The 24414-nt window shown below is 60.2% G+C and carries 4 protein-coding genes; 1 reads left to right on the top strand and 3 read right to left on the bottom strand.

What is annotated here, in order from left to right:
* Nucleotides 1-417: 417 nt before the first annotated feature.
* Entirely contained in the window at nt 418-18450 is an 18033-nt protein-coding gene (locus tag DES53_RS09350) for an autotransporter-associated beta strand repeat-containing protein (protein ID WP_113957955.1), read from the top strand.
* A gap of 325 nt (nt 18451-18775) precedes the next feature.
* Here the strand turns inward: DES53_RS09350 and murA are convergent, their stop codons facing one another.
* From murA to secA, 3 genes are read right to left on the bottom strand one after another with little or no spacing between them, the layout of a single operon-like run.
* The gene (gene murA, locus DES53_RS09345) at nt 18776-20044 is read right to left on the bottom strand and encodes a UDP-N-acetylglucosamine 1-carboxyvinyltransferase (protein WP_113957954.1); all 1269 of its coding nucleotides are present in this window, start codon (nt 20042-20044) and stop codon (nt 18776-18778) included.
* A gap of 31 nt (nt 20045-20075) precedes the next feature.
* Nucleotides 20076-20954 (bottom strand): peptide chain release factor N(5)-glutamine methyltransferase, encoded by an 879-nt coding sequence (gene prmC, locus DES53_RS09340; protein ID WP_113957953.1) that lies wholly within the window; start codon nt 20952-20954, stop codon nt 20076-20078.
* Nucleotides 20951-24169 (bottom strand): preprotein translocase subunit SecA, encoded by a 3219-nt coding sequence (gene secA, locus DES53_RS09335; protein ID WP_113957952.1) that lies wholly within the window; start codon nt 24167-24169, stop codon nt 20951-20953. The genes prmC and secA overlap by 4 nt, the downstream gene beginning before the upstream one ends.
* Between the last annotated feature and the right edge of the window lie 245 nt (nt 24170-24414).

Here is a 24414-nt window from a genome sequence, read left to right as displayed (position 1 = left end):
CGCCTGAGTTGGCACTCTAAATCCTCGGCCCCGGTTTGGGCTCCTGTGAATATTTCTCCCGGAATCAAGCGGCTGGCCAGCGGTTCGAGGTGGGGTGGCGCCCTCTTCCAAGGGGCAGGCAGGAAGGCTTGAAAGCGAGATGTTTGTGACGGAGCTTGTGACGAAAGTGCTCCCGGTCCGGGAAGGGATAGGCCCCTCTCCCTATTAGACTCAGCTAAGAAAGCTTCTTAGCTTAAGAAGGCATCGAAAATTAATGTGGCTGCTGCCAAAGACATTGCTTAGTATTTACGCAAGGCGGGGAAGCTCCCCTCATGAAACCCTGCCGAGATGGCGTGCCCAGAGGTGCAAGACGGGTGCCCTATCGTAAAAATTTCCCCTTCAAATTGCCCCAATCGATTTTCTTAAAATACTCTACAGATGAAGCAACTACGCCGCTTTCGCACGCCGCTCGGATGGTTGATGATCCTTCTGGTGGCCTTCTGGCAAATCGCTTCGAGCATGCCGCTTCAGGCCGCGACCCTGTACTGGGATCCAGATGGCAATCCCACCGGAAACAATACGAGCGGTACGGGGCTGGGTGGGACTGGCACTTGGGATACTTCCACCGCCAATTGGTGGAATCTCACGTCGGATGTTGCATGGCCAAACACGAATGTGGACCGCGCCATCTTTGGCGCATCTGAAGCTTCTCTCTTCACTCCGAAGACCGTGACGCTCGTGAGCGGCATCATGGCGAACCAGCTGAAGTTTGAGCGGAATGGTTACACGCTTACGGCAGGCACACTGACGCTGGCTGGAACCACACCGGGCGTGTATGTGAACATGGGCGAGACCGCGACCATCAGCAGTGTGATTCAGGGCACGGATGGATTCACGAAGACGGGACGCGGAACGCTGCGTCTGACCAATGCCAACACCTACACGGGGGTGACGAACATCAGCAACGGCACGCTGGTCATCAACAACCTGGCAGCATTGGGTACGGATACTTCCACTGTAGTGGTGTCCGGGTCCGCGACGCGCGGCTTTGGTGGCGGTCAGTTGATGCTCGAGGGCAGCTATGGCACCGGGATAAACTTCACCCGGGGTCTGTCCCTACAGGGGCAGGGACCCATCAGTGATCGTGGCGCTGCGCTGGTGACCATGGGGAATCACCAGATCTCTGGTCCCCTGACCAACACGATTGGAAACGTGAGCACCCGCATCATTTCCGTGAATGGTTTGCTGACCTTCGTCAATGGGCTGGACGCGCCCGGCACGGCTGGCACGACCCTCACCACTCTTGGTGGCACGAATGGCGGCGGTTCGGGTTCGTACCTTCTCAACGGCCCGCTGACGGGCGCAGGCACCCTTGAGAAGGCGGGTGGGGGCACCTTGTTTCTCGAAGCTTCGAGCACCAGTGGGTTTTCCGGTACTCTCCGTATCTCTGCCAGCTCTGTGACGCAGAGCAGCGTGCGCATCGAGTCCGCGGGCTTGCTTGGCACCCGTACCAGCACGGGTACGAACGCGGTGCTGGATATGAATGGCGGTGTCCTGGAAGTTCGCATGGATGCACCATCCATGCTGGCGGGAGGCACGGCGGCCAGTGTGTATGGACGAGCCGCTTCGACCGTTTTTGTCGACCACAGCATCGGTGGTTATGCGGTGAATGGTCTGGCGACGTTCAACACGTTCGTCTATGAAGACAACATCACGACGACCCTCAATAGCCGCAACGGCTATGGGATGACCTTCGCAACGGGGACAGTGAACGGCGGGGACAACAACTCCGGCATCGCGAACGGCCTTGCAGGTCTGCTGACCATCAACGGTAACTTTTGGAACAATTCGGACAATGGTGCCAACCGTACCATGACCATCAGCGGCAACGGCAATACCCTCATCAACGGGAACCTCCTGGCGCAGGCAGCCTCATTCAATCACAACCTTACCAAGTCTGGAACGGGTCTGCTGACCATCACCAGCACAGGCTCGACATTGGATGGCACCGTGAACATTCAAGGCGGTACGCTCGCCATTACGGATTTCCGTTCCATCACCAACAACACTGCGACGGTCAACATTGGCACTACGACCACCGGGGCATCTTTGATCATTGGCACATCGGTGGCTGCCAATGCAGCGGACTTGACCACGAACAAGGTGATCAATCTTGCCGGAACCACCGGTAGTGCGACCATCTATGCCAATCAGGCCGGCTCGGATGCTGTGACCCTCAACGCCGTCGTGAATAGCGGTGCCGGGGCGAAGACGCTCTCCCTAGGCGGTACCAATACGGCCAACAACACCATCACCTCCGTCCTTGCCAACAACACTGCCAATCTCTCCATCTCGAAAAACGGCAGCGGCACGTGGGTGCTCACTGGTGTAAACACGTACACTGGCGCGACGACCATTACCAACGGCACGCTGAAAATCGTGGATAAGTTCACCGGTCCCAGCACCGATGAGGATGTGCTGGCGAGTGGCTCGGCCATTACCTTCAATGCCCTCGGGGCGACCGGAGAAGCGGGCGGGACTTTTGAATACGTGGGCGCCGCGGGCGTTGCGAGTACCGAAACCGTGGGTGCGCTTACGGTCACGGCGGGCGCGGGAACGGTCAAGGTGACGGCGGGAGCAGGGGGCTCTGCGGCACTCTCATTCTCCAACCTTGCTCGTACTGCAGGTGCGACGGTGAACTATGCTCCAGGTGCAGGTGGGACGATTTCGTTTGTCGCTGGAGGAACGGTGACCAACGGCATTCTCGCTGCTGCCAGCGGTGGAGCGGCGTACCAGACTTACAATGGATTGGATTGGGCCACCATTATCTCCGGCAATGTCGCCCAATACACAGCATATACAGTCGATGCCTTCCCTGTGTCCGGCGTGGGCGGCGCCGGTATCAACTACTCCCAGAGCATCAGCGCAGCGACGACGGGCACGGCTTCCATCAATACGCTCAAGCTCATCGGTGGCGCGGGTAATCCCACCATCACCCTCGGCGGCGTGCTGACACTCACGGCCAAGGGGGTGCTGTTCGACAACTCTGCGGGTGGTGCGACCATCACCGGGAGCCAGCTCGGTGCCGCCAGTGTGGAGACGGTCATCATCACCAATGGCACGACAGCGGCGAATGCGCTGACCGTGAACTCACTGATTGGCAGTGGCACGGGCTCGCTTACGAAGTCCGGCACCGGCACTTTGATCATTGGTGGAGCAAACACCTACACGGGTAATACGAACATCAATGAGGGTACGGTGATTCTCTCCGGGGCCACGGCCTCGCTTGGCGTCATCAGTACTGCTGGTAACGTCACAACCCTGCGCCAGGGAGCCACCCTGGACATCAATGGTGCGGGTGTTGCAAACACCGTGGGCATTGGCGCGTTGAATGGTGCAGGCACCATTACCAATAGCGGTGCGGGTACGGCGACAGCTGGCACCCTCGCGATTGGCACTGCTGCCACTACGGGCAATGGCGTGTTCTCCGGTCTGTTGAAAAATGGAGCCGGCGTACTGCACGTCAGGAAGGATGGCACAGGCACACAGACACTGCTGGGCGCGAACACCTATAGTGGCGTCACCACCATCGGAGGCTCAGGATCCATCATCGTCAATGTGCTGGCGAATCTCGGACAAGCCAGCGGCATCGGCACGGGGAACATGTCGGACAATGCCGGCAGCCTGATCTTTACCGGGAGCACGGCAGGCCTCACCTACACGGGAGCGCTTATGAATGGCGCACTCACGGTCGGAGCCACTTCGGCTTCCACAGATCGTCTCTTCACCCTGGCTGGCACCGGAGCCACCTTGACGAGCAACGCCGCAAACAACAACTCGGTGGTCTTCACCAACACGGGGGACATTGTCCACGGCGTCGTCGGACCGCAGTCGCTCATCCTTCGTGGTTCATCCACCGGCGACAACCGGCTCAATCTGCGCATCACGGACAGCGGCACGGGTGCAAATATCACCAGCGTGACCAAGATGGATGCTGGCAAGTGGGTCCTGGGCAACACCAACACCTATACCGGTGCCACCCGCGTGGAGAACGGCACCCTCGAACTGGCCGCAGCCAACAGCATCTCTTCTGACAGCGCCCTGATTCTCGGCAGCATCGCCGGCAACGGTATTCTGGAAATGAGTGGAAACTTCACCCGGACACTTTCCACCATGGGTGGCGCTGGTCCGGGAACGGTCACGTGGAACAGCAACCTCACCACGGGTGGCGGTGGTTTTGCCGCATCCGGCAGCAAGCTCGTCGTGGCCATCGGCGGCATCGGCACTGAGACGGCCTTGAAGTGGAATACAGGTGGTTTCGTGAATACCGGAGCCACTCTCGTGTTGGGCTCTACCACGGCCTTGAGCGAAGTTGAGTTCCGCAATGCCATCGACCTCGATGGCGCGATTCGCACCATCCTGGTGAACGACAACGTCAATACGGGCGCTGATTTTGCCACCATCACAGGTGCGATCAGCAATAGCAGCGTTGTCCTCTCCGGATTGACGAAAACAGGCGGAGGCATCCTCCAGCTCTTCGGCAACAACACCTATACCGGTGGTACTGCTGTGCAGGGTGGGGTGCTCACGGTGCTTTCCCTGGGGAACAGCAGCGTGATAGGAGGTAGCTCAAGTGTGGGTCTCACCACCGATGCCAATACGCAGAATGGTGCCATCGCCTTGGGCAATGGCGGCACGGGTGGCGTCATTCTCCAGTATGTGGGCACAGGGGAGGTGAGCGACCGCATGATCCGCCTCAACACCACCACGGGTACAAATCAGATCCACGCAGATGGCACCGGAGCCCTGGTGCTGACGAATGTTCTCAATGACATGACGGGAGGAGCGAAGGTGCTGAGCCTGCGCGGCAGCAACACGGCAGGGAACATGATCACCAGCCAGCTCAGCGACAACGGCGGCACGCTCGGCATCACTGTGGATGGCAGTGCGACCTGGATTCTGAGCAATGCGGCGAACAACTACACCGGCGCTACGGCCGTGAATGCGGGGGCACTGGGCATTGGCGCGGATACGGCGTTGGGCACTGGCAGCCTCACCCTCAGCAACAGCACGGTCTTCGCCTACGGCGCTGATCGCACGGTGGCGAACGCGGTCTCCCAGGGCAACAATACCACCCAGGCGTTCAGTGGAGACTACAACCTGAACTTCACCAGCACCTACGTGTTGGGGGTCTCTGCCAACAACATTGCTATCAACAATACCATCGCGTCTGACAAGACCCTCATTCTTGGCAACATCACGGCCAATGCCCTCACCGGGAACCGCAACTTCACCATCGGTGGCACAGGAAATACGCGCATCACCGGTTCGATCACCACGAGCACGTCAAACAATCTCAACATCATCCTCAATGGCACCGGCACAGTGACGCTGGAGGGAACAAGCTCGGATTGGAATACTGGCAGCCTCACCGTTTCCAACGGCACCCTGAAGCTCGGAGCGAGTGAAGTCATCCCGGACAGCTCACCAACGGACAGTGGCAACGTGGTCTTCAATCCGGGTGCGGGAGTCACCGCAACCTTCGATCTCAATGGCAAGGTCGAGACGATCAACGGGTTCTCGGCAAACAGTGCCGGCAACATCGTCATCGACAACACGTCCAGCACTGGAGCATTGCTCACTTTTGGTGCGAATAATCAGGCGGTGGACATCGGCAGCTCGGGGACGGGCACTTACACGGTCACGGACAGCGGGTCAGGTGCGCTCTCCATCGTCAAGACCGGCAGTGGCGCCGGCATCATCGGACCGAATGTCGCTCTTACGTATCAAGGAACCACTTCGGTGACGGGAGGCAGTCTGACCATCAATGCGACACTGAACGGAAGCACTGGCTTGAGTGTGACGAATAGCGGTAGTGTGTTGACTCTTAATGCAGGCATCACCACTCCCAGCGTGGTCTCCAGTGTGACGGTGGGGAGCGGCTCGACGCTGAGCCTGTGGGATGGTGGTGGCAGCAAGCTGAACCAGCTCACCTCGCTGTCGCTGGGCGATGCGGCTGGTACTTTGACCACACTCAACCTGAATGTGGGTGACGGCGGCACCGCTGGTGACAATGCGAATACGGACCTGCTCGCCCTGCTGACCGGAGGTTCGCTCTCGCTCTTCGCTGGAAACCAAATTCTGCTCAATCTCAAGGATGCGGGTCTCAATGAAAATACCACGTACACGCTGCTCACCTCGGCCGTGGGTGGTTTCACCACGGGTGCTTTGACGGACGCTGACTGGCTGCTGGGAGCGACTCCGGGCGGATTCACCGGCATCACGCTGAACAGGACGGACACGACCATTTCCATCACCACGGGTGCGCTCCTGGTGTCCGCGCTGTACTGGAACGGCAACGGCGGCGTGGATACCTGGAATGACCTTGCCAACTGGAGCTCGATCAAGGCCGGCACGACTCCTGCCATCACCTATCCCGGCGCGGGCACAGATGTGGTCTTCATTGCCAACAACATTACGGGTGGTGCGGCCATCACCACCACACTGGAGCAGAACTTCAAGATCAACTCCCTGAACTTCGAAGCCAGCGCCGTGCCGGCAAACACACCGGTCTCGGTCACCATCAACCCCGGTGCTTCCACCGCGAACCGGCTGGAGATTGCTCCTTCAGATCCGAACTTCGGCATCACGATGGCTGCGGGTGCGTCCCCGACTGTGACCATCGCCGCACCTCTCCGGCTGGGTGCGAACCAGAGGTGGAATATTGTCGATGCTGCGGCGGTGCTGACCATTTCCGGTGCGCTTCAGGGCACGGCTGACGTGACCAAGGACGGCCTGGGTCGCGTCATTCTCTCCGCCGCTGCGGATGCTCAGTTCAATGTGGGGCTTACCTCGGATTTCACCATCAATGGGGGAACTCTGGAACTGAGGAACGCAGGTGCACTGGGCACGGTGGCGAACAACAATCTGGCCAACGTGATCTTGAACACGGGGACGGCATTCCTCTACAACAACGCGACAGCCGGTACGGTGGCGAACAATCTGACGCTGTCAGGTGCCACGTTGTCCGCGGGCGGAACGGGACATACCTACAGCGGAGCGGTGAATGTGAGCGCGGACTCCGTCATCAACATGCGGGATCTGAATTCCGGGACCCTGACCACAGCGGCGCGCAACATCACCCTGAGCGGCGCACTGACTGGCACGGGCAAACTGACAGTCGACAGCACCACGGCTTCTCCTTCGGGTGGAAACCAGATTGCCGGGACATTGACGCTCAGCAACAACAACAGTGGATGGAGCGGTGGCTTCGACCTACTGCGTGGCACCATCACCGCAGCGCATGCCAATGCGCTCGGCACAGGCAATATCAACGTCAGCCTTGGCAGAATCATCTTCAATGCCGCTGGTGGAACGACTTTCAATCTGAGCCAGAACATCACCCTGGATGCGCCTGGAGGAATTCTCGAGATCCAGGCCGACGCCTCCGGTACCCCGGTCAGCGACATGGTGGTGAACTTGAATGGCACTCTCAAGCTGGGTGGCACCAATGCCAACATGGCCCTTCGTCTGCTCCCGCAGACCGACAACTTCAGTGTGCTCAACATCAATGGCCCGGTGATTCTCGGCGGCAACGCCAGCATCAGCACGGCTGGTTCCACGACTCGCGCCGCTACCATCAGTGGGATCATTTCGGAACTGGGCGGTTCCTTTGGTCTGACCATCAATGACGACCTTGGCGGATGGGGGCAAACGAACCAGACGCTGCGCCTCACCGGAGCGAATACCTTCACCGGCGGCGTGAACGTGAATTCGGGCACGCTTGCTTTCACGACCGTGAGCAACAACGGCGGTCCGGCCAGCAGTCTTGGCATGGCCTCGGATAATATCACCCTCTCCGGCGGCACACTGAGCTTTGTGGGTGACGGCGTGGCCAGCAGTCAGACCACCAACCGCGCCATCTCCGTCACGGCAAGCAGCGGACTCGCCGCAAACGGTACCAATGGGGCGACCATCACCTACACCGGTGCTATCACCAGCACGGCCAATACTTCGCTCACGCTCTCCGGAACCGGCGCTGGATTCATCACCGGCGGCTATACACAGCCTCTGGGTGCTGGAAGTGCGGACCTTTCGGTGACTGGCGGTACGTGGACGCTCTCCGGCACCCCCTTTGTCCTGGCTGACGACATCATCGTCTCTGGAGCTACCACGGTGCTGAATCTCAACAGCACGGGCATCTGGTCCACGGCTAGTGCCGGTGGTACCACCAGCAACCTCTTCATTCGCGGAAATTCCACGGTCAATCTGAATGCCAATGACGTGAACGGCGCGAGCAACGCGAATGGCGCCGACGTCATTCTCGTGGGAGACGGGACGAACAGTGGCATCGCCACGCTGAATACGAATACCTTCAACATTACCATTCCGCGCCTCGACGTGGGAGCCATCGCTACGGGTTTTGAGGGGAATGTCATCGGCACCGGCACCATCACCGGTAACGGCACTGCGACGGATTGGAGCACTGGGTTCCGCCTCTTCCGCGGTACCATTTCAGCAAACCTTGCCGGTGGCACGACCTTCCTGAAGCAGGGCCTGGGAGACGTGACCATTTCCGGGAACAACAGTGGACTCACTGGCACCGTTACGGTATCGACGCGCATCGACGCGGGCAACCTTATCCTCGACTACACGGCGAGCAATACGATGAAGATCCCAACAAATCGCGCTGTGGACATGCGCGGGGGCAAGCTCACCATCGTTGGCAATGGCTCTGCCAGTACCACCGCCAATGTCAATGGTCTCGTGCTGACGAGTGGCGGTTCCAGTCAGATTGAACTGGTCAACAATGGCTTTGCCACGACCCTCAATCTTGGGGCCATCAGTCGCAGCTCGCTAGCCAGTGATGGTACGATTCGTTTCCTGCTTCCCTCACTCGGCGGTATCACCACCACCACCGCAAACACCAACGGCATCCTCGGTGGCTTCGCCACGGTGACCGATGCCGGTGGCGTGACCGGCTTCGCAGCCAACGATGGCACGGGCAACATTGTCAGGAACGCTGGCATCGCGCAGGATGATGTCTCGCTCTGGGGCCTCAACCAGCACATCACTGACTCGACGGGATTCACCGGATCCCGTCTCATTGGGCATGTTGGAAGCCTGCGCTTCAATGCGAATGGCAACTCCACTGTCACGATTCAATCCGGCGGTGTGCTGAGCATCTCATCCGGCGGCATTCTCATGACCGCCAATGCCGCGACTGGCTCCCACTCCATCCTGGGTGGGTCGTTGGTCTCGGGCATCAATGAAGTGATTGTCATCCAGGATAGCACCACCCAGGCGCTTACCATTTCCTCGAGCATTGGAGGCACTCAGGGGCTGACAAAGTCCGGTGTGGGTGCACTCATCCTGACCGGGGTGAATCACTATAGCGGTGTCACCGAGTTGCAGGGCGGCACGCTTCGCGCCGAGGGTGGCTCTGCTCTTGGCGATGGTACTACTGTCAATCTCTCTGACGACCAGGCCACGACGCTGGAGATTGTGGGGGATGAGACTGTCGGCGCCATTGCGGGTGCCAATCCCAACAGTGGAAGCATACTTGGAGTGGTGGATATCACTGCTGGCAGCTCGCTGACAATTCGCGGTGGCAATACGGTCAACTGGACCCTCGCTGGCAGCGGCACTCTCATCAAGAACAGCACACTCAATGCCACCAACTTCAACATCGTCAGCAGCACGACGAGCGCCTTCACCGGAAGCGTGATTGTGAATGGTGGGCTCTTCCAGCTCTCAGGTGCCAGCGCGCGTCTGAATGGCGCGACGTCTTTCACGATCAACAAGGGTGGCTCCTTCCTTATCGACAATAATGACGACAGTTCTACCAATGATCGCCTGTCTGACTCTGCTGCATTCACCCTGCATTCAGCGGATGGGTCCGCCACCGGGACCCCTATCGCGCGCGGTCTGTGGATCCGCTCGGACAACAACGGCACTGAGAATGAGACCATCGGCGTGCTGACCTTTGGATCCGGTGGCAACTACCTTACGAGCGAAGGTAGCGGTGGCACAAGTAACCAGGCATTCCTGATCGCTTCGAACTTTGTCCGTTCCAATGGAGCGACCGTCAATGTCCGGGGCAGGAATCTCGGCTCTGCCACCAATGAAAGGAGCGGTTTCCGCATCACGACGGGAACAGCGGAGAATGACTTCATCGCCAACAACCTCGTGGGGGGTGGTGGTACCGCGGCTACGGCCAAGAACGTGAGCATCGTTCCTTGGGCTATCGGTGAACTCACCACGACCGCGAATATCGCCGAGGGCAACATGGGCAACTCGTTCGTGACTTATGTGGCGGGCAGTGGTTTCCGTGCGCTCGACCTGACCAACCAGTACAGCACCTTCGCCACGCTGGCAGGTGCCACTGACCACAACGTGCGCGAAGTGCTCGAGGCCGACCTCAGCGGGCTGACAGGCACTACCGTCAACTCACTGATCCTTCATAACAGCACTGCCACTTCGGCCACTTACAATGTCACCGGCACCGGGACGCTGACGCTCACCTCGGGTGCGCTGCTCTTCACGCTCAATCCAAGTGCGACTGCGTCCACAGCGAGCGGCATCAATCTGGGAGGTTTCAGCGGCATCGCAGCCGGTGCGACGAATGAGTATGTGATTCATGTGGTGAATCCCTCGTCACTGGCTACCACGCCGACGCTTACGGCCACCATCAGCTCGGACCTGACTTCCGCGGCGGACATCACCAAATCTGGTCGAGGCACTTTGGTGCTTAGCGGAACGAACACCGCGGGCGGTAATACTCGGAAGACCACCATCAACGAGGGTATCCTGGAAATTGCTGAACTGGGCAACATCGGCGGCAACTCGGGCGGCCTCGTCTTTGCGGGCGGCACGCTCCGCCTTGCCACGGGTTTCACGGATGATATCAGCCAGCGCAGCATCTCCATTCTCAACGGCGGTGCGACCTTGGATACAAATGGCGGAAACTTCGTGCTGGCCAACAGCATCGGTGGCGGAGGTTTGGGTGGCTTCACCAAGATTGGGTTGGGCGACCTCACCTTCATGTCCACGGCTGCGTATGCAGGCCCCACCACGATTGTGGATGGCCGCGTGATCCTGAATGGTGGTGGAAACAACCGCATCTCCTCCACGGGCGCACTCGTGCTCGGCGGCGGCACGACATCAGGCATCCTGCAGTTGGGCAATGTGAATGGTGCCACCACGCAGACCATCACGGAGCTGTCCATCTCCGGCACCGGCACGGCCAATGCCATCGTCGGTGGTGGTGCAACAGCCTCCACTCTGATCATTGATCAGGATACTGTCACCACGTTCGCGGGTGCCATCGGGGGAGCGGGGACCAACGAGAACAACCTCAACATCGTGAAATCCGGTGTGGGCATCCTCACCCTTTCCGGCACCACCATTTCGTTCAATGGAACGACCACCGTCAGTGGCGGCACGCTGAACATCACGGGCTCCACGGCTACGGCACTTGCCACCTCAGGCCTCACGGTCGCGGGAAGCGCCACGTTGAACCTGCTCAACGGTGTTGGCCAGGCCATCAATGTTGGTCCTGGTTCGTTGAACCTTGGCAGTGGCACGGGAGCGACCGTTCTCGGGCTTGAGCTGGGATCCACCAGCGCGTATGACAGCATCAGTACGTCAGGCACCGCAACAACTACGGGCGAGGTGGTGCTGAACATCACCGGCCTCAGTGGATTCGGCTTGGGGAACTACGACCTCCTCACTGCCGGCAGCGGCCTGAGTATCGCGAATTACAAGATTGGAACCGTGGGTGGAACGCTTGCCAGTGGCGTAACCTTGGGCTTGACCGTGACGGACACCTTCGTGCGCCTTGGTGCTGTTGCTTCCACCGGGGACTTCTATTGGAGAGGTGGCATCAATAACAGTTGGATGGGCTTCAATGGCATGCTGACCAATTTCACCACGGACCTTGCCGGCACCATCAACGCCAATGGCACTCCCGGGGCGGTCAGCACGGTGTACTTCAGCGCCCAGAATGCGTCCGGGCCCACCTTCACGACTACGCTCGATGCGAGCTTTACCATCAATGACCTTCGCTTCCTTGCGAGTCCGACCGGAGTTACCTCCGTGAGCATTGCGCCGGGCACTCCTGCCACCAACAGCCTTACCATTGCTCCGTCCTCCTCGGCGGATGGCATCAATGTCGCTGACAACGCCGGTGCCATCACCATCTCTGCTCCGATTGTTCTCGGGGCGAACCAGACCTGGACGGTTGCTGGCACGGGTGCGAATGGATCCTCGCTCACGGTGAGCGGTAGCGTCACTGGCAGTGGCACACTTACCATTGCCAGCCATGGAAGTGGCATCGTGACTCTGTCGAGCACGGCCAACACTTACAATGGCGCCACCACCGTGAGCAGCGGCATCCTGCGCAGCGGTGCGACCAACAGCTTCAGTGCCAATTCCGCCTACACGATCTCGAGCGGAGGCATCCTTCGGCTCAATGGATTCAGCAACGCCATTGGTTCACTCGCGGGTGCGGGCATCGTGGAAAACGGGGGCACCGCAAACATCACCCTCACAGCCGGTGCGAACAACACCAGTACCACCTTTAGCGGTATCCTTCGAAATGGCTCCACGGGTACGCTTGCGCTGACCAAGGTCGGCAATGGCAAGCTGACGCTCAGTGGAACCAATACCTTCACTGGCTCTGCCACGATCAATGGCGGCAAGCTGGAAATCACGGGAGATACCAACAACGGAGCCGGTCAGATCAACCTTGGCACGGGAGCAGGGACACGTGGCATGCTGTTGGTGGGGCCCGGCGCCATAGTTACCACGACGGATAGTGACATGGGTACCAATGCCACAGGCGCGGGCGCTGGCTATCAGACGGACGGTACCGTCACTATTACCGGGGCGGATGCGACGAATCGCTTCACCTTGGGTGCTTCTGCGGGCGGCTACGGCTACTACAAACTCTCCGGTGGCACGCTCAATAGTGCCCGTCTCACTGCCGCGGGCAACAACTTCGCCGGGGCCACCGGTGTGTATGAGCAAACAGGCGGCACTGCGAACTTCACCACGTGGGCCATCGTTGGCCATGGCAGCGGCAATGCCCTGGTGGATGTCTCAGGTGGCAACTTCAATGTCGGCACGGATTTCGCACTCAACCACGTTTCCGATGCCTACTCGGTGGTTAATGTTCGCGGCACGGGTGTCATCACCAAGGGCGGCACCACGGCCATCTCCCTGATGCGCGGCAACGCGAATTCGTTGAACAACGTCGGCATCTTCAATGTGCTCTCTGGAGGCGTGCTGGCCACCAGCAGTGGAGGCATCACGGCCGGCGGTGGCACGGGAAGCCTCAACAACGTCGCGCTGCTGAACTTCAATGGCGGCACACTGAAGACAAACGCCGCGAGCAGCAATCTCATCAATATCTCCGGTGCAACGCTCACTGCGAACAGCGGGGCCTACATTTACAGTGGTGGCATGACCGTGGATACGAATGGTTTTGATTCCACCATCAGTGGCCCCTTGCGTGCCCCGGAGGGTTCCGGGGTGCAAAGCGTCGCGGTGAGCAACGGCGGTAGCGGCTATATTGGTGCCCCCGTGATCAAGATCTCCGGCGGCAGCGGTGTGGGCGCCACGGCCATCGCCAATATGGTAGATGACGGTACCGGCAACGGAACCTACATGATTGGCAGTATCACCATCACGAATCCTGGCACCGGCTATCTGCCCACGGACGTCCTGACTCTCACGTTCGGAGACAATACAAGTGTGTACACCACTCAGGCGACACTGGGTGCGGTCACATTCAATGCCGGCAACGTTTCCGGCGGACTCACGAAGATTGGAGCCGGCAAACTGACGCTCTCGGGCGTCAATACCTACACCGGTGGCACCTCGGTGCAGAACGGTACCCTGGCACTGGGCGCCGCCAATGTGCTGGCAGACAGCGGTGCGGTGACCGTGAATGGCGGCATCTTCGACGTCGCCACCTTTAGTGAAACGGTCGGCACGGTGACACTCCAAAATGGTTTCATCACCGGTACTACCGGTGTGCTGACTGGTACCAGCTACCTCGTCGAGAGCGGCAGCATCAGTGCCATTCTTGCCGGTACGGCAAGCCTCACGAAGAGCACGGCGGGCACTGTGACCTTGAGCGGAACCAATACCTTCAGCGGGGCAGTGAATCTCAATGGCGGAACCCTGGCCTTCTCCACGGCGGCCAACCTGGGGAACGGATCTGCAACGAATTCCTTCAACTTCAACGGGGGAGCCTTGCGCTACACTGGCACAGGAGCCGCTGCGTTGGCGGCTGTTCAATCAGTGAATGTGGCCTCCGGCGGCGCTACCTTTGACGTGAGCAGTGCCACTGGCACACTCACGGTGGCTGGGAATGTCACTGGCAGTACGGGCGGTGATTTGACGAAGACGGGAAGCGGCACTCTTGTGCTGACCGGTACCAACAATCTGGGTGCGGGTGGCGCGACCAATGTGGTAGCCGGTACGTTGAGGGGTGGATTTGGAACCGGCGGCACATCGGCCATTACGGTGAGCGGAGCGGGTACGCTGGAGCTCTATGACGGAGTGGCTCAGTCGCTGACCCTTGGCGGGACAGCGGGCGCACTGACCCTGAGCGATGGCGCGACCATTGGTTTTGAGCTGGGCGCACCGGGGACGAATGATGCTCTCATTATTGCCGCGGGAGGCACGGCCATCACCAGTGGCACCATCTTCCTGAACCTGCTTGATTTGGGCGGCATTGCACCTGGCACCTATGATCTGATCTCGATCCTCGGGGGTGGGGGTGGACTCAGTTCAGCGAACTTTGTGGTGGGCAACGCACCCACTGGGTTGAACTACTCCATCAACAAGACGGACAACCTGGTGCAGTTGATCGCATCCACCCTGGTGCTGCGCTACTGGACGGGCGATACCTTCTCGGCATCGTGGGCCACGAACAACGTCGGCGACACCAACTGGGCGAGCAACGCCTCCGGCACTACGGATGCGGGCGCCACTCCTGGAGCTGCGGACACAGTGATCTTCAGCGCCACGAACGCTGTCGGGCCGACCATCGGGACAACCTTGGATGGCAATCGTACTATCGACAGCCTGCAGTTCCTCGCTGTGCCTGCAGGGGTAACTGGGGTCACGATTGCACCTGGTTCTGGCGGTACACTTACCCTGGCACCTGCCACTCCATCCAACGGCATCTTTGTGGACGCCAATGGGGGCAACATTTTGATCTCTGCCCTGCTGCGCGCCTTAAATACACAAACGTGGAATATCGACGGCACGGGTGCCTCCTCTTTGACCGTAAGTGGCAACACCATCTTCACGGGCCGGGTGACCAAGACTGGCGCAGGCGTCCTGACGCTGAGTGGGACCAACTCTGGTACGGGCGGCATCACGCTCGCCGGAGGCACCTTGAACATCAACAGTGGTACGGCTTTGGGCACGGGCCTCTTCACCATCGGAGCGGGCACGACCATCAACAATACCAGTGGCAGCTCCGTCTTTCTCACCACCAATAACGCCAAGGTGTTGGAGGGTGACTTCACGTTTACGGGCTCGAATGGACTCGACATGGGCGGCGGCGCCGTGACTCTCGGGGCATCCCTGGTGCTGACGGCCAATGCGAGCACATTGACCATCGGCGGATCGATTGGTGATGGGGCTGACAACTTCCTCCTCACCAAGTCCGGTGCGGGGGCACTCACCCTTGCCGGGGCCAATACGTGGAGCGGAGGCATGACGCTTAATGGTGGCACGCTGAACATCAACCATGCGAGCGCTTTGGGCACCGGTACCTTCACCATCAATGGTGGCACCACCATCAACAACGACAGCTTCAGCACGGTCACCTCGACCACGAACAACGCGATGATCTGGAATGGTGACTTCACCTTCACGGGATCGTTCGACCTGAATCTGGGCACTGGGGCGGTGAACTTCGGCTCGGCTGCTGGCACCTCACGCACCGTTACGGTGAGCGCAGGCACACTTACGGTGGGTGGAGCCATCACCGACGGCGCTGTGGCGAACAGTCTCGTGAAGCTGGGTGGGGGCACACTCAGACTCACTGGGCTGAGCACGACGGCAGCAAACAACTATACGGGCGGTACGACGTTGGGCGGTGGCACGACGATTCTCACTTCCAGTGCGAACTTCACTGGTGGCCTGACCATCGGATCCTCCGCGGGCAATACGGCGGTCAGCACGCTCGACCTCTCCACGGCCAGTGCCACCTTCGGTGGCCCCATGCTGGTGCAGACGAACAATGCCACGGCGAACACCATCACTCTTGGAAGTGGACAGACCCTGCAGGTAAACGGCAGCGTCATGGTGGGGTACAACCCCACTGCTTCTGGAGGATCGAACACCCGTCTGACGATCACGGGTGCCAATAGCGCGTTCCGCGTGGGAGGAGTGGGGGCTCCCACCAATGCGAATTTCTCCTTGGGTGGTGGTCTCACCGACAACTTCAGCAACACGGCTGTGCTGGATATGAGTGGGCTGGGAACCTTCTATGCCAACTTGGGTTCAGGCACCTTCCGCGTCGGCGATGCTACCAATGGGTCTGGCACATCGCAGGGGGGCTCGACGCTCATCCTCGCTGCGGACAGCACCATCATTGCCGCAACCATCACTTCAGACTCCCCGTCCAGCACCGTGACCCAGGTCATCAAATTGGGCAGCGGCTCGAATGTCTTCAATGCGAACACCATCAACATTGGTGCGTCTAGCAATCGTTCGAACGGCACCATGGACTTCAATGGGGCAACAGGCACGCTGGTAGTACGTAATCTCGCTGGCAATGGCCGGGCCAACATGAATATCGCCAGTGGCGGGAGTGGAACGGCGGCTACCTATACCAGCACGGTAACGCTGACAGGTCACAACGCAGACCTTTTCCTGGGCACGCTTGCTGTGGGCGGTCGCAGCTCAGGCAACACGGGAAGCGGCACTGGCAACTTCAGCTTCAACACCGGCATTCTCGACGCCACCACGGTCAATGTGGGCTCACGCACCGGGACCTCGCTCACCACCGGCTCGGTCACAGGCAATGTCACCCTCGGTGGAGGCACCAGTATCATTGGCACGATGACGCTGGGCACGAACTCGGTGACAACTGCTGTGAACAATGCCACCGGTGACGCAAATGCCACGCTTGCCATCAGCGGTGGTACTCACACCATCACCACGATGACGATGGGTACTCTGGCGGTGGGCAATGCGACTGCGCTTACGTCCGGCAGCAGCGATTTGACGTCCACGGCAAACCTTTCCGGCGGAACGATCACCATTGGTTCGCTGACCATGGGTGTCAACAACACCACAGCGGCCACGGCCACGGCAAACACTGCCACTTCCACGATCAACATCAGCGGCACCGCTGCCGTGAGCGTGACGGGCAATCTCACGATGGGCGCCACCACGCTCCGTGCGTCGAACACGGCCACGGCCAGCATCAACATCACGGGTGGCTCGCTTACCGTCGGAGGCAACATCCAGTACACGGATGGCCTTGGCACGGAAAACAACACGGTGACCCTCAATGGCGGCTCGCTGGATATGACGGATGGAAACATCGGATCTGGAACCGCGCTGGTGACCTTCAATGCCCAGTCGGGTACGCTTGCCAACGTCAACGAAATCAATGGCGGTGCGGGCCTCACCAAGACCACGGCTGGTACGTTGATTCTCGAGGGGATCAACGACTACACCGGTATCACCACCATCAGCGCAGGGGTGCTTCAGGTGGGTAGCGGTGCGGGCACTGGCACACTCGGTGTCGGCAATGTGACGAACAACGCCACGCTGCGCTTCAACCGCAACAACAGCTACACGGCTTCCCAGAACATCACCGGTACGGGTGCGGTGCAGCAGGTGGGAACTGGCATCACTGTCCTGAGTGGCGCCAACGCTTATGCGGGTGGCACGACGGTGAGCGCAGGTACTGTGGTGGCCAACCACACCTCCGCGCTTGGTACGGGTGACGTGAGCGTGACCTCCTCTGGTACGCTCTCCGTTGGTGACGGTGCCCGGTTGAGTGTAAACATCGGAGGCTCGCTCAACAGTTCGGGCAAGCTTGAGTTCGATATCTTCGGACGTCAGGCGGGATCGAATCCCCAGCTCAACAATGACATTCTGGTCCTGACCAGTACCGATCCGCTTGATACCATCACGCTCACGGGCACGCTCAAGGTGAACGATACCACGGGGACGAGCGCTTCCACCTGGGCTCTCAACGACATGTGGCAACTCATCGACTGGGCTGGATTTGCAGGGACGCTGCCTCCGGCGAGCACCAACTTCGCTGGATTCACCTCGCTGGATCTGCCGACGTTGGGTGCAGGCATGAGCTGGAACGTGATCACCAACACCACCGGCTTGTACCTTGCTGTGGTCGTGCCTGAGCCTTCACGCCTGCTGTTGCTCGGCCTCGGCTTCATGCTCATCTTCTTCCGTCGTCGGAGGAGGTAAGCAGCAAGGTGCGTTTCGTAATCCGAATCGGCTCACGCGGGTGTCTCCGCGTGAGCCGTTTTGATCTTGTCTCGCATCACATCAATCTCACACCGCTCCCATCCACATGGATGGGAAGCAGATGGTGAGACAGCGGCGAGTCTGGCAACCTGCGTCGGTCTTGGAAGGCAACGTCCTCTCGGAGTGACTTCTGTGCCGACCTGCCAGTCAAAGCGGGGCAAGAATGCCTCCAATCCTTGAAGGCTGCCGCCGGATCGTCACCGCGCAGGCGAACGCTACCTGACCCGGCAGGAAACGTGTGCAGTCGAACAAAAGGACTCTGCCGCTATTCCTTGGCTCGCTGTAGCACCGCGCCCAGAGTGGCCAGCTTTTCATCAAGGTGTTCGTAGCCGCGGTCGATGTGGTAGAGGCGGTGCACCTCGGTGGTGCCTTTTGCGTTCAATGCTGCCAGCACGAGGGCAGCAGAGGCACGCAGGTCGCTCGCCATCACGGGAGCGCCGCTGAGTTGTGGGACGCCCGTGATGCGGGCGGTGTCACCTTCCATTTCGATGCTGGCGCCCATGCGCTTGAGCTCGGGCACGTGCATGAAGCGCTGGGGGAAGATGGTCTCACGCGCGGTGCTGAGCTGGCCCTGAAGGGTGCAGGCGAGCGCGCAGAACTGTGCCTGCATATCCGTGGGGAAACCAGGGTAGGGACGCGTGGTGAAGTGGAAGCCCTTGGGGTCGCCACTGCCAGGCATCACCGTCACGGTGTCCCCGGAGATGGCGATATCATAACCGCAGGCCAGGAGGGTGTCCGTGGTGGTCTTGAGATGGGCGGGATCCACCCGGCGCACCATGACGCCATCGCCACAGATGGCGCCGGCCACGAGGAAGGTGCCTGCCTCAATGCGATCCGGAATGACGGTGTGCTCCGCGCCATGGAGCTCTTCCACGCCTTCCACCACAATGCGTGTGGTGCCTGCGCCTTCAATCTTTGCCCCCATCTTGATGAGGAAGTTTGCGAGGTCTTCCACTTCAGGCTCGGCAGCGGCGCCCTCGATGATGGTCGTGCCCTTGGTGAGCACAGCAGCCATGAGCACGTTGTCTGTACCCAGCACGGTGGAGCCGAACTTGCCGGTGAGATTCATGGTCGTGCCCTTGAGCGGCTCGGTGGCTTCGATGTGGATATTGCCACCATCCATCTGGACCTTCGCGCCGAGGTACTCCAGACCCTTGAGGTGCAGGTCCACGGGGCGGTCACCGATCACGCAGCCGCCAGGCATGGACACCACGGCCTTGCGCAGACGACCGGTGAGAGGGCCCATCACGCAGATGGAGGCGCGCATTTTGCGAACGAGATCGTAAGGCGTATCGGAAACAATCTTCTCCGCCTTGATGTGCATGGTGCCGCTGGCACGCTCCACCTCGGCGCCGAGCTCACGCAGGATCTGCAGCATGTAGTTCGTGTCACTGAGATCCGGCACCTGGCGGATGATGCACTCGTCCTTCGTCAGGAGTGTTGCCGCGAGAATGGGCAGCGAAGAATTTTTCGATCCGCTGATGGTGACCTTGCCGCGCAGACGGGTGCCTCCTTGGACGATGAGCTTTTGCATGGGATGGTTTTCCGGAAAGGGTTGGGAGTTGTCAGGGTTCTATCGCCGCGGGAGGCGTGCCGGGATGGCGGGCGAAAACAAAACGCTCGATACCCGGGAGGTCGCGGTGTGTCTGAATGTCCGTGAAACCAAGACTTTGCAAGCGCTCGCTGACACGAAGTGCCTGATCGTGGTGCAGCTCCAGGGCCAGAAGACCACCAGGGTTCAAGTGCTGGGGGGCCTCTGCGACCAGACGGAAGATGATGTCCAGCCCGGAGGGGCCGCCATCCAGTGCCAGCACGGGGTCACGGCGCACTTCACGGCTCAGCTCCGCCAGCTCTCCGGCGGGGATGTAGGGGAGGTTGGCCACGATGACGTCGAAGGTGGCGGAGGGAAGTTTCTCAAACAGGTCGCTGCGCACCAGCTTTACCGCATGGGCGGAGAGGCCGGCGCGTTCGGCATTCAGCCGGGCCAGTTCGAGAGCGTCCTCAGAGACATCCACCAAGGTGACAGCCGCGCCCGGCCATGCCTTTGCCAGCGAGAGCCCGATGCAGCCGCTGCCGGTTCCCACGTCCAGTACGCTGGCGGGGTGGTCCTTGGAATGATGATGCTCCGTGAGCAGGTGCACGAAGTGCTCTGTCTCGGGGCGGGGGATGAGGGCACGGTGATCGCACACGAACTCATTGCCGTGAAACTCCACCGTGCCCAGCAAGTGCTGGAGAGGCTCACCCTCACCACGCCGCTTCGTGAGCTCACGGAGCGGCTGCAGCTCCGACTCAGTCAGGGACTGGTCGAAGCGCAGGTACAGATCGAGCCTCCGGCACCCGAGGACGTGTGCCAGCAGGTGCTCCATGTTCAGCCGGGCCTCTTCCACGCCGCGCTTGGCAAGGTAGTCAGTGCCGGATTGCAGCGTTTCGAGGAGAGGCTTCATGCGGCGCGGCCGCAGCAGGACTTGTATTTCTTGCCGCTGCCGCAGGGGCAGGGGTCATTGCGGCCCACCTTGGGCACTTCACGCTTCAGCGGGATGGTGATGCGTGGACCTTGCTCGACAGGTTCTCCTCCCTCTTCGCCCTCGCTCGCGGCGGCGGCTTGGGGACGGGGGCTCTGCACGGACTGGGTGTCCGGACCTTCCTGTCGCGCGCGCATCATGCTCTGGCGCAGGTGCTCCATGAACATCTGCAGGCGCTCGTGGCTGCGGAAGAGATTGCCCAGGGCGCGGTTCTGGATGTTGCCCATGAGCTCCTCGAACATGACGTAGGCTTCCTGCTTGAATTCCACGAGCGGATCCTTCTGGCCGTAGGAGCGCAGGTGCACCCCTTCACGGAGACCGTCCATGGCATAGAGATGCTCCTGCCAGAGTTCATCAATGGCCTCGAGCAGGATGATGCGCTCACTCTCCTGAAGGAGTTGCGGCAGGACACCGGTGGTCTTCAGATCGTAAGCACGCTTGATGCGCTCGATGAGGAACTGGCAGATGCCATCGAAGTCCTTGGTCTCGAGGGCTGCCTCCTTCTCGGTGATGCCGAGGGGGAAGGTGTTGTTCGCCCAGTTCAGCAGGGCTTCGTAGGCGGGCGGTTCATCGCCGGACTTCTCCTTGGGCACGAACTCCTCCACCTTCGCGGGGATGGCCTTTTCCACCACTTCGTCCAGCAGCAGGCGCGGATCCGGGCTGGTGAGAACTTCGTTGCGATAGGTGTACACCACATCGCGCTGGTTGTTCATCACGTCGTCATACTCCAGCACGCGTTTGCGCGAGAGGTAGTTCCGCTGCTCCACGCGCTTTTGCGCGGTTTCCACGGACTTGTTCAGCCACGGATGCTCCAGTTCCTGGCCTTCCTCCATGCCGAAGCGTTCCATGATCTTCGTCATGCGTTCGGCGGCGCCGAAGTTGCGCATGAGATCATCTTCGAAGCTGATGAAGAACTTGCTCTGGCCGGGGTCACCCTGACGCGCGCAGCGACCGCGCAACTGGCGGTCCACACGACGGCTTTCGTGGCGCTCGGTGCCGACGACGAAAAGACCGCCGAGTTCGGCGACGCCTTCGCCCAGCTTGATGTCCGTACCACGACCGGCCATGTTTGTGGACACGGTCACAGCGCCACGCTGACCCGCGCGAGCGACGATCTCCGCCTCCTGGCGGTGATACTTCGCGTTCAGCACGGAGTGGGGAATCTTCTGCAGTTTCAGCAGACGGGAAACGGTTTCGGACGTTTCCACGCTTGCGGTACCGATGAGCAGCGGCTGCCCCGCAGCGTGACGCTCCTGGATGAGCTTCAGCACGGAGTTGAACTTCTCACGGCGCGTCTTGAAAATGGCGTCGTTCGAGTCCTTGCGCTGCACGATGCGGTTTGTCGGGATGCTCAGCACGTCGAGTCCATAGATGTCATGGAATTCTGCGGCGTCCGTCTCGGCAGTACCGGTCATCCCGCCCAACTTTTGATACAGACGGAAGTAGTTCTGAATCGTGATGGTCGCCAGCGTCTGGGTTTCCTGGTCGATGTGCACGCCTTCCTTGGCTTCCACGGCCTGGTGCAGGCCATCGCTCCAACGGCGTCCAGGCATCTCACGGCCCGTGTTTTCATCCACGATGATGACCTTGTTGTCATGCACCACGTATTCCTTGTCCTTTTCGTAGAGGCAGTAGGCGCGGAGCAGCTGGCTGATGTTGTGGATGCGCTGACCTGCGACGTCGAGCCTGGCCTGCGTGTCCTGGCGCTTCTGCTGCTTCTGGGAGTCGCTCAGGCTGGTGTCATTGTCGATGTCCACATAGGCGCTGGCCAGGTCTGGCAGCACGAAGGCATCGGGATCATCGGGATTCAGGAAGGAGCGGCCCATTTCGCTGAGGTCAGCGTCGTGGGTTTTCTCTTCGATGGTGTAATAGAGCTCCTCCTTCAGGGCGAAGAGCTCGGTCTTCTGCGTGTCCTGGTAGAAGCTGAGCTCACTCTTCTGCATGGCCCTGCGCTTGTCCGGGTCCTCCATGGCGCGCAGGAGGGCGCGGTTCTTCGGCTGGCCGAGGCGCACCTGGAAGAGCTTGCGACCACCGAGGTCAGTCTCGCCCTTCTCGAAGTGTTCATTGGCTTCCGTGGCGAGGCGGGTGCAGAGCGCATTCTGCCGGCGCACGAGCTGCTCCACGAGCGGCTTGAAGCGGTCATACTGGTGGGAGCTGGCGGTGGCCACGGGACCGCTGATGATCAGCGGCGTACGGGCTTCATCGATGAGCACGGAGTCCACTTCGTCGATGATGGCGAAGTAGTGGCCGCGCTGCACCTGGTGGTCCTTGCTGCGGGCCATGCCATTGTCGCGCAGATAGTCGAAGCCGAACTCACTGTTCGTGCCGTAGGTGATATCCGCCTGGTACTGCTGGCGGCGCACATCCGGCGCCTGGTCGTTCTGAATGCAACCCACGGTGAGGCCAAGGAACTTGTACAGCGTGCCCATCCACTCGGAGTCACGTCGGGCGAGGTAGTCGTTCACCGTGATGACGTGCACGCCACGTCCGGTAAGCGCATTGAGATAGACGGGAAGGGTGCCCACGAGGGTCTTGCCTTCACCCGTGGCCATTTCTGCAATCATGCCGCGATGCAGGGCGGTGCCACCGATGAGCTGCACGTCGAAGTGCACCATCTGCCAGGTCAGCGGCTGGTCGCTCACCAGGATCTCCTGGCCGCAAAGACGGCGCGCGGCATTCTTCACCACCGCGTAGGCCTCGGGCAGGATCTCATCGAGAATGGTCTTTTCGACTTCTGCGAAACGCGGGGCGATTTCCACATAAGCTTCGCGGGCCTTCTCGATGCGGGCCTTCTTCTTGTCGAGTGACTCACCAGACCAGGAGCGTTCCTCCACCAGGGACTGGTCCAGGGATGGGAAATGATCCTTCAGACGGACGAACTTTTCGCCAACTTCACGGAGGCAGGCGTCCACCTGTTCTTCGTCAGCAATACGCAGCCATACGCCGGCAAGGAAGTGCGGTTCGTGGAAGGCGCGGAAACGTTCCTGAAACTGGGCAGTACGCTCACGAAGGTATTCCTCAGGGCGTCCCTTGAGGGCTTCTTCGTGCTTGTTGATCTCGTGGACGACGGGCCAGAGTCTTTTGACAGCACGCTGGTTTTTCGTGCCGATGATCTTCTTTAGAATCCATTCAAACATGACTGAGATAGGGAAAGGGGTGGAGAAATGGGAGGGTAGGTTGACTGAAAACCGGGGCCGCGCAAGTCACGCGGACGGCAGTTCGCCATCGTAAAAAACCGGCGGGAACCCCGGTGCCTCGCTGATCCCATGGAACCGGCGATGGGTGTGCTGTCGATTGCTCTGTGGCATCTAAAATGCCCGGCTCAGCACACCGTGGGGCGGTGCATTTCCCGCATGGTCCGGGCCCAGAATTCCGGCGAAGG

The organism is Roseimicrobium gellanilyticum, assembly GCF_003315205.1.
Lineage (GTDB): Bacteria > Verrucomicrobiota > Verrucomicrobiia > Verrucomicrobiales > Verrucomicrobiaceae > Roseimicrobium > Roseimicrobium gellanilyticum.
Note: the sequence above shows the minus strand (reverse complement) of the source record. Positions and strands in the feature narration are given on the sequence as shown.

Excerpts from the sequence above, each read along its gene's own strand:
- DES53_RS09350 (WP_113957955.1), top strand. The coding sequence starts at position 418 with ATGAAGCAACTACGCCGCTTTCGCACGCCGCTCGGATGGTTGATGATC.
- secA (WP_113957952.1), bottom strand. The coding sequence starts at position 24,169 with ATGTTTGAATGGATTCTAAAGAAGATCATCGGCACGAAAAACCAGCGT.
- murA (WP_113957954.1), bottom strand. The coding sequence starts at position 20,044 with ATGCAAAAGCTCATCGTCCAAGGAGGCACCCGTCTGCGCGGCAAGGTC.
- prmC (WP_113957953.1), bottom strand. The coding sequence starts at position 20,954 with ATGAAGCCTCTCCTCGAAACGCTGCAATCCGGCACTGACTACCTTGCC.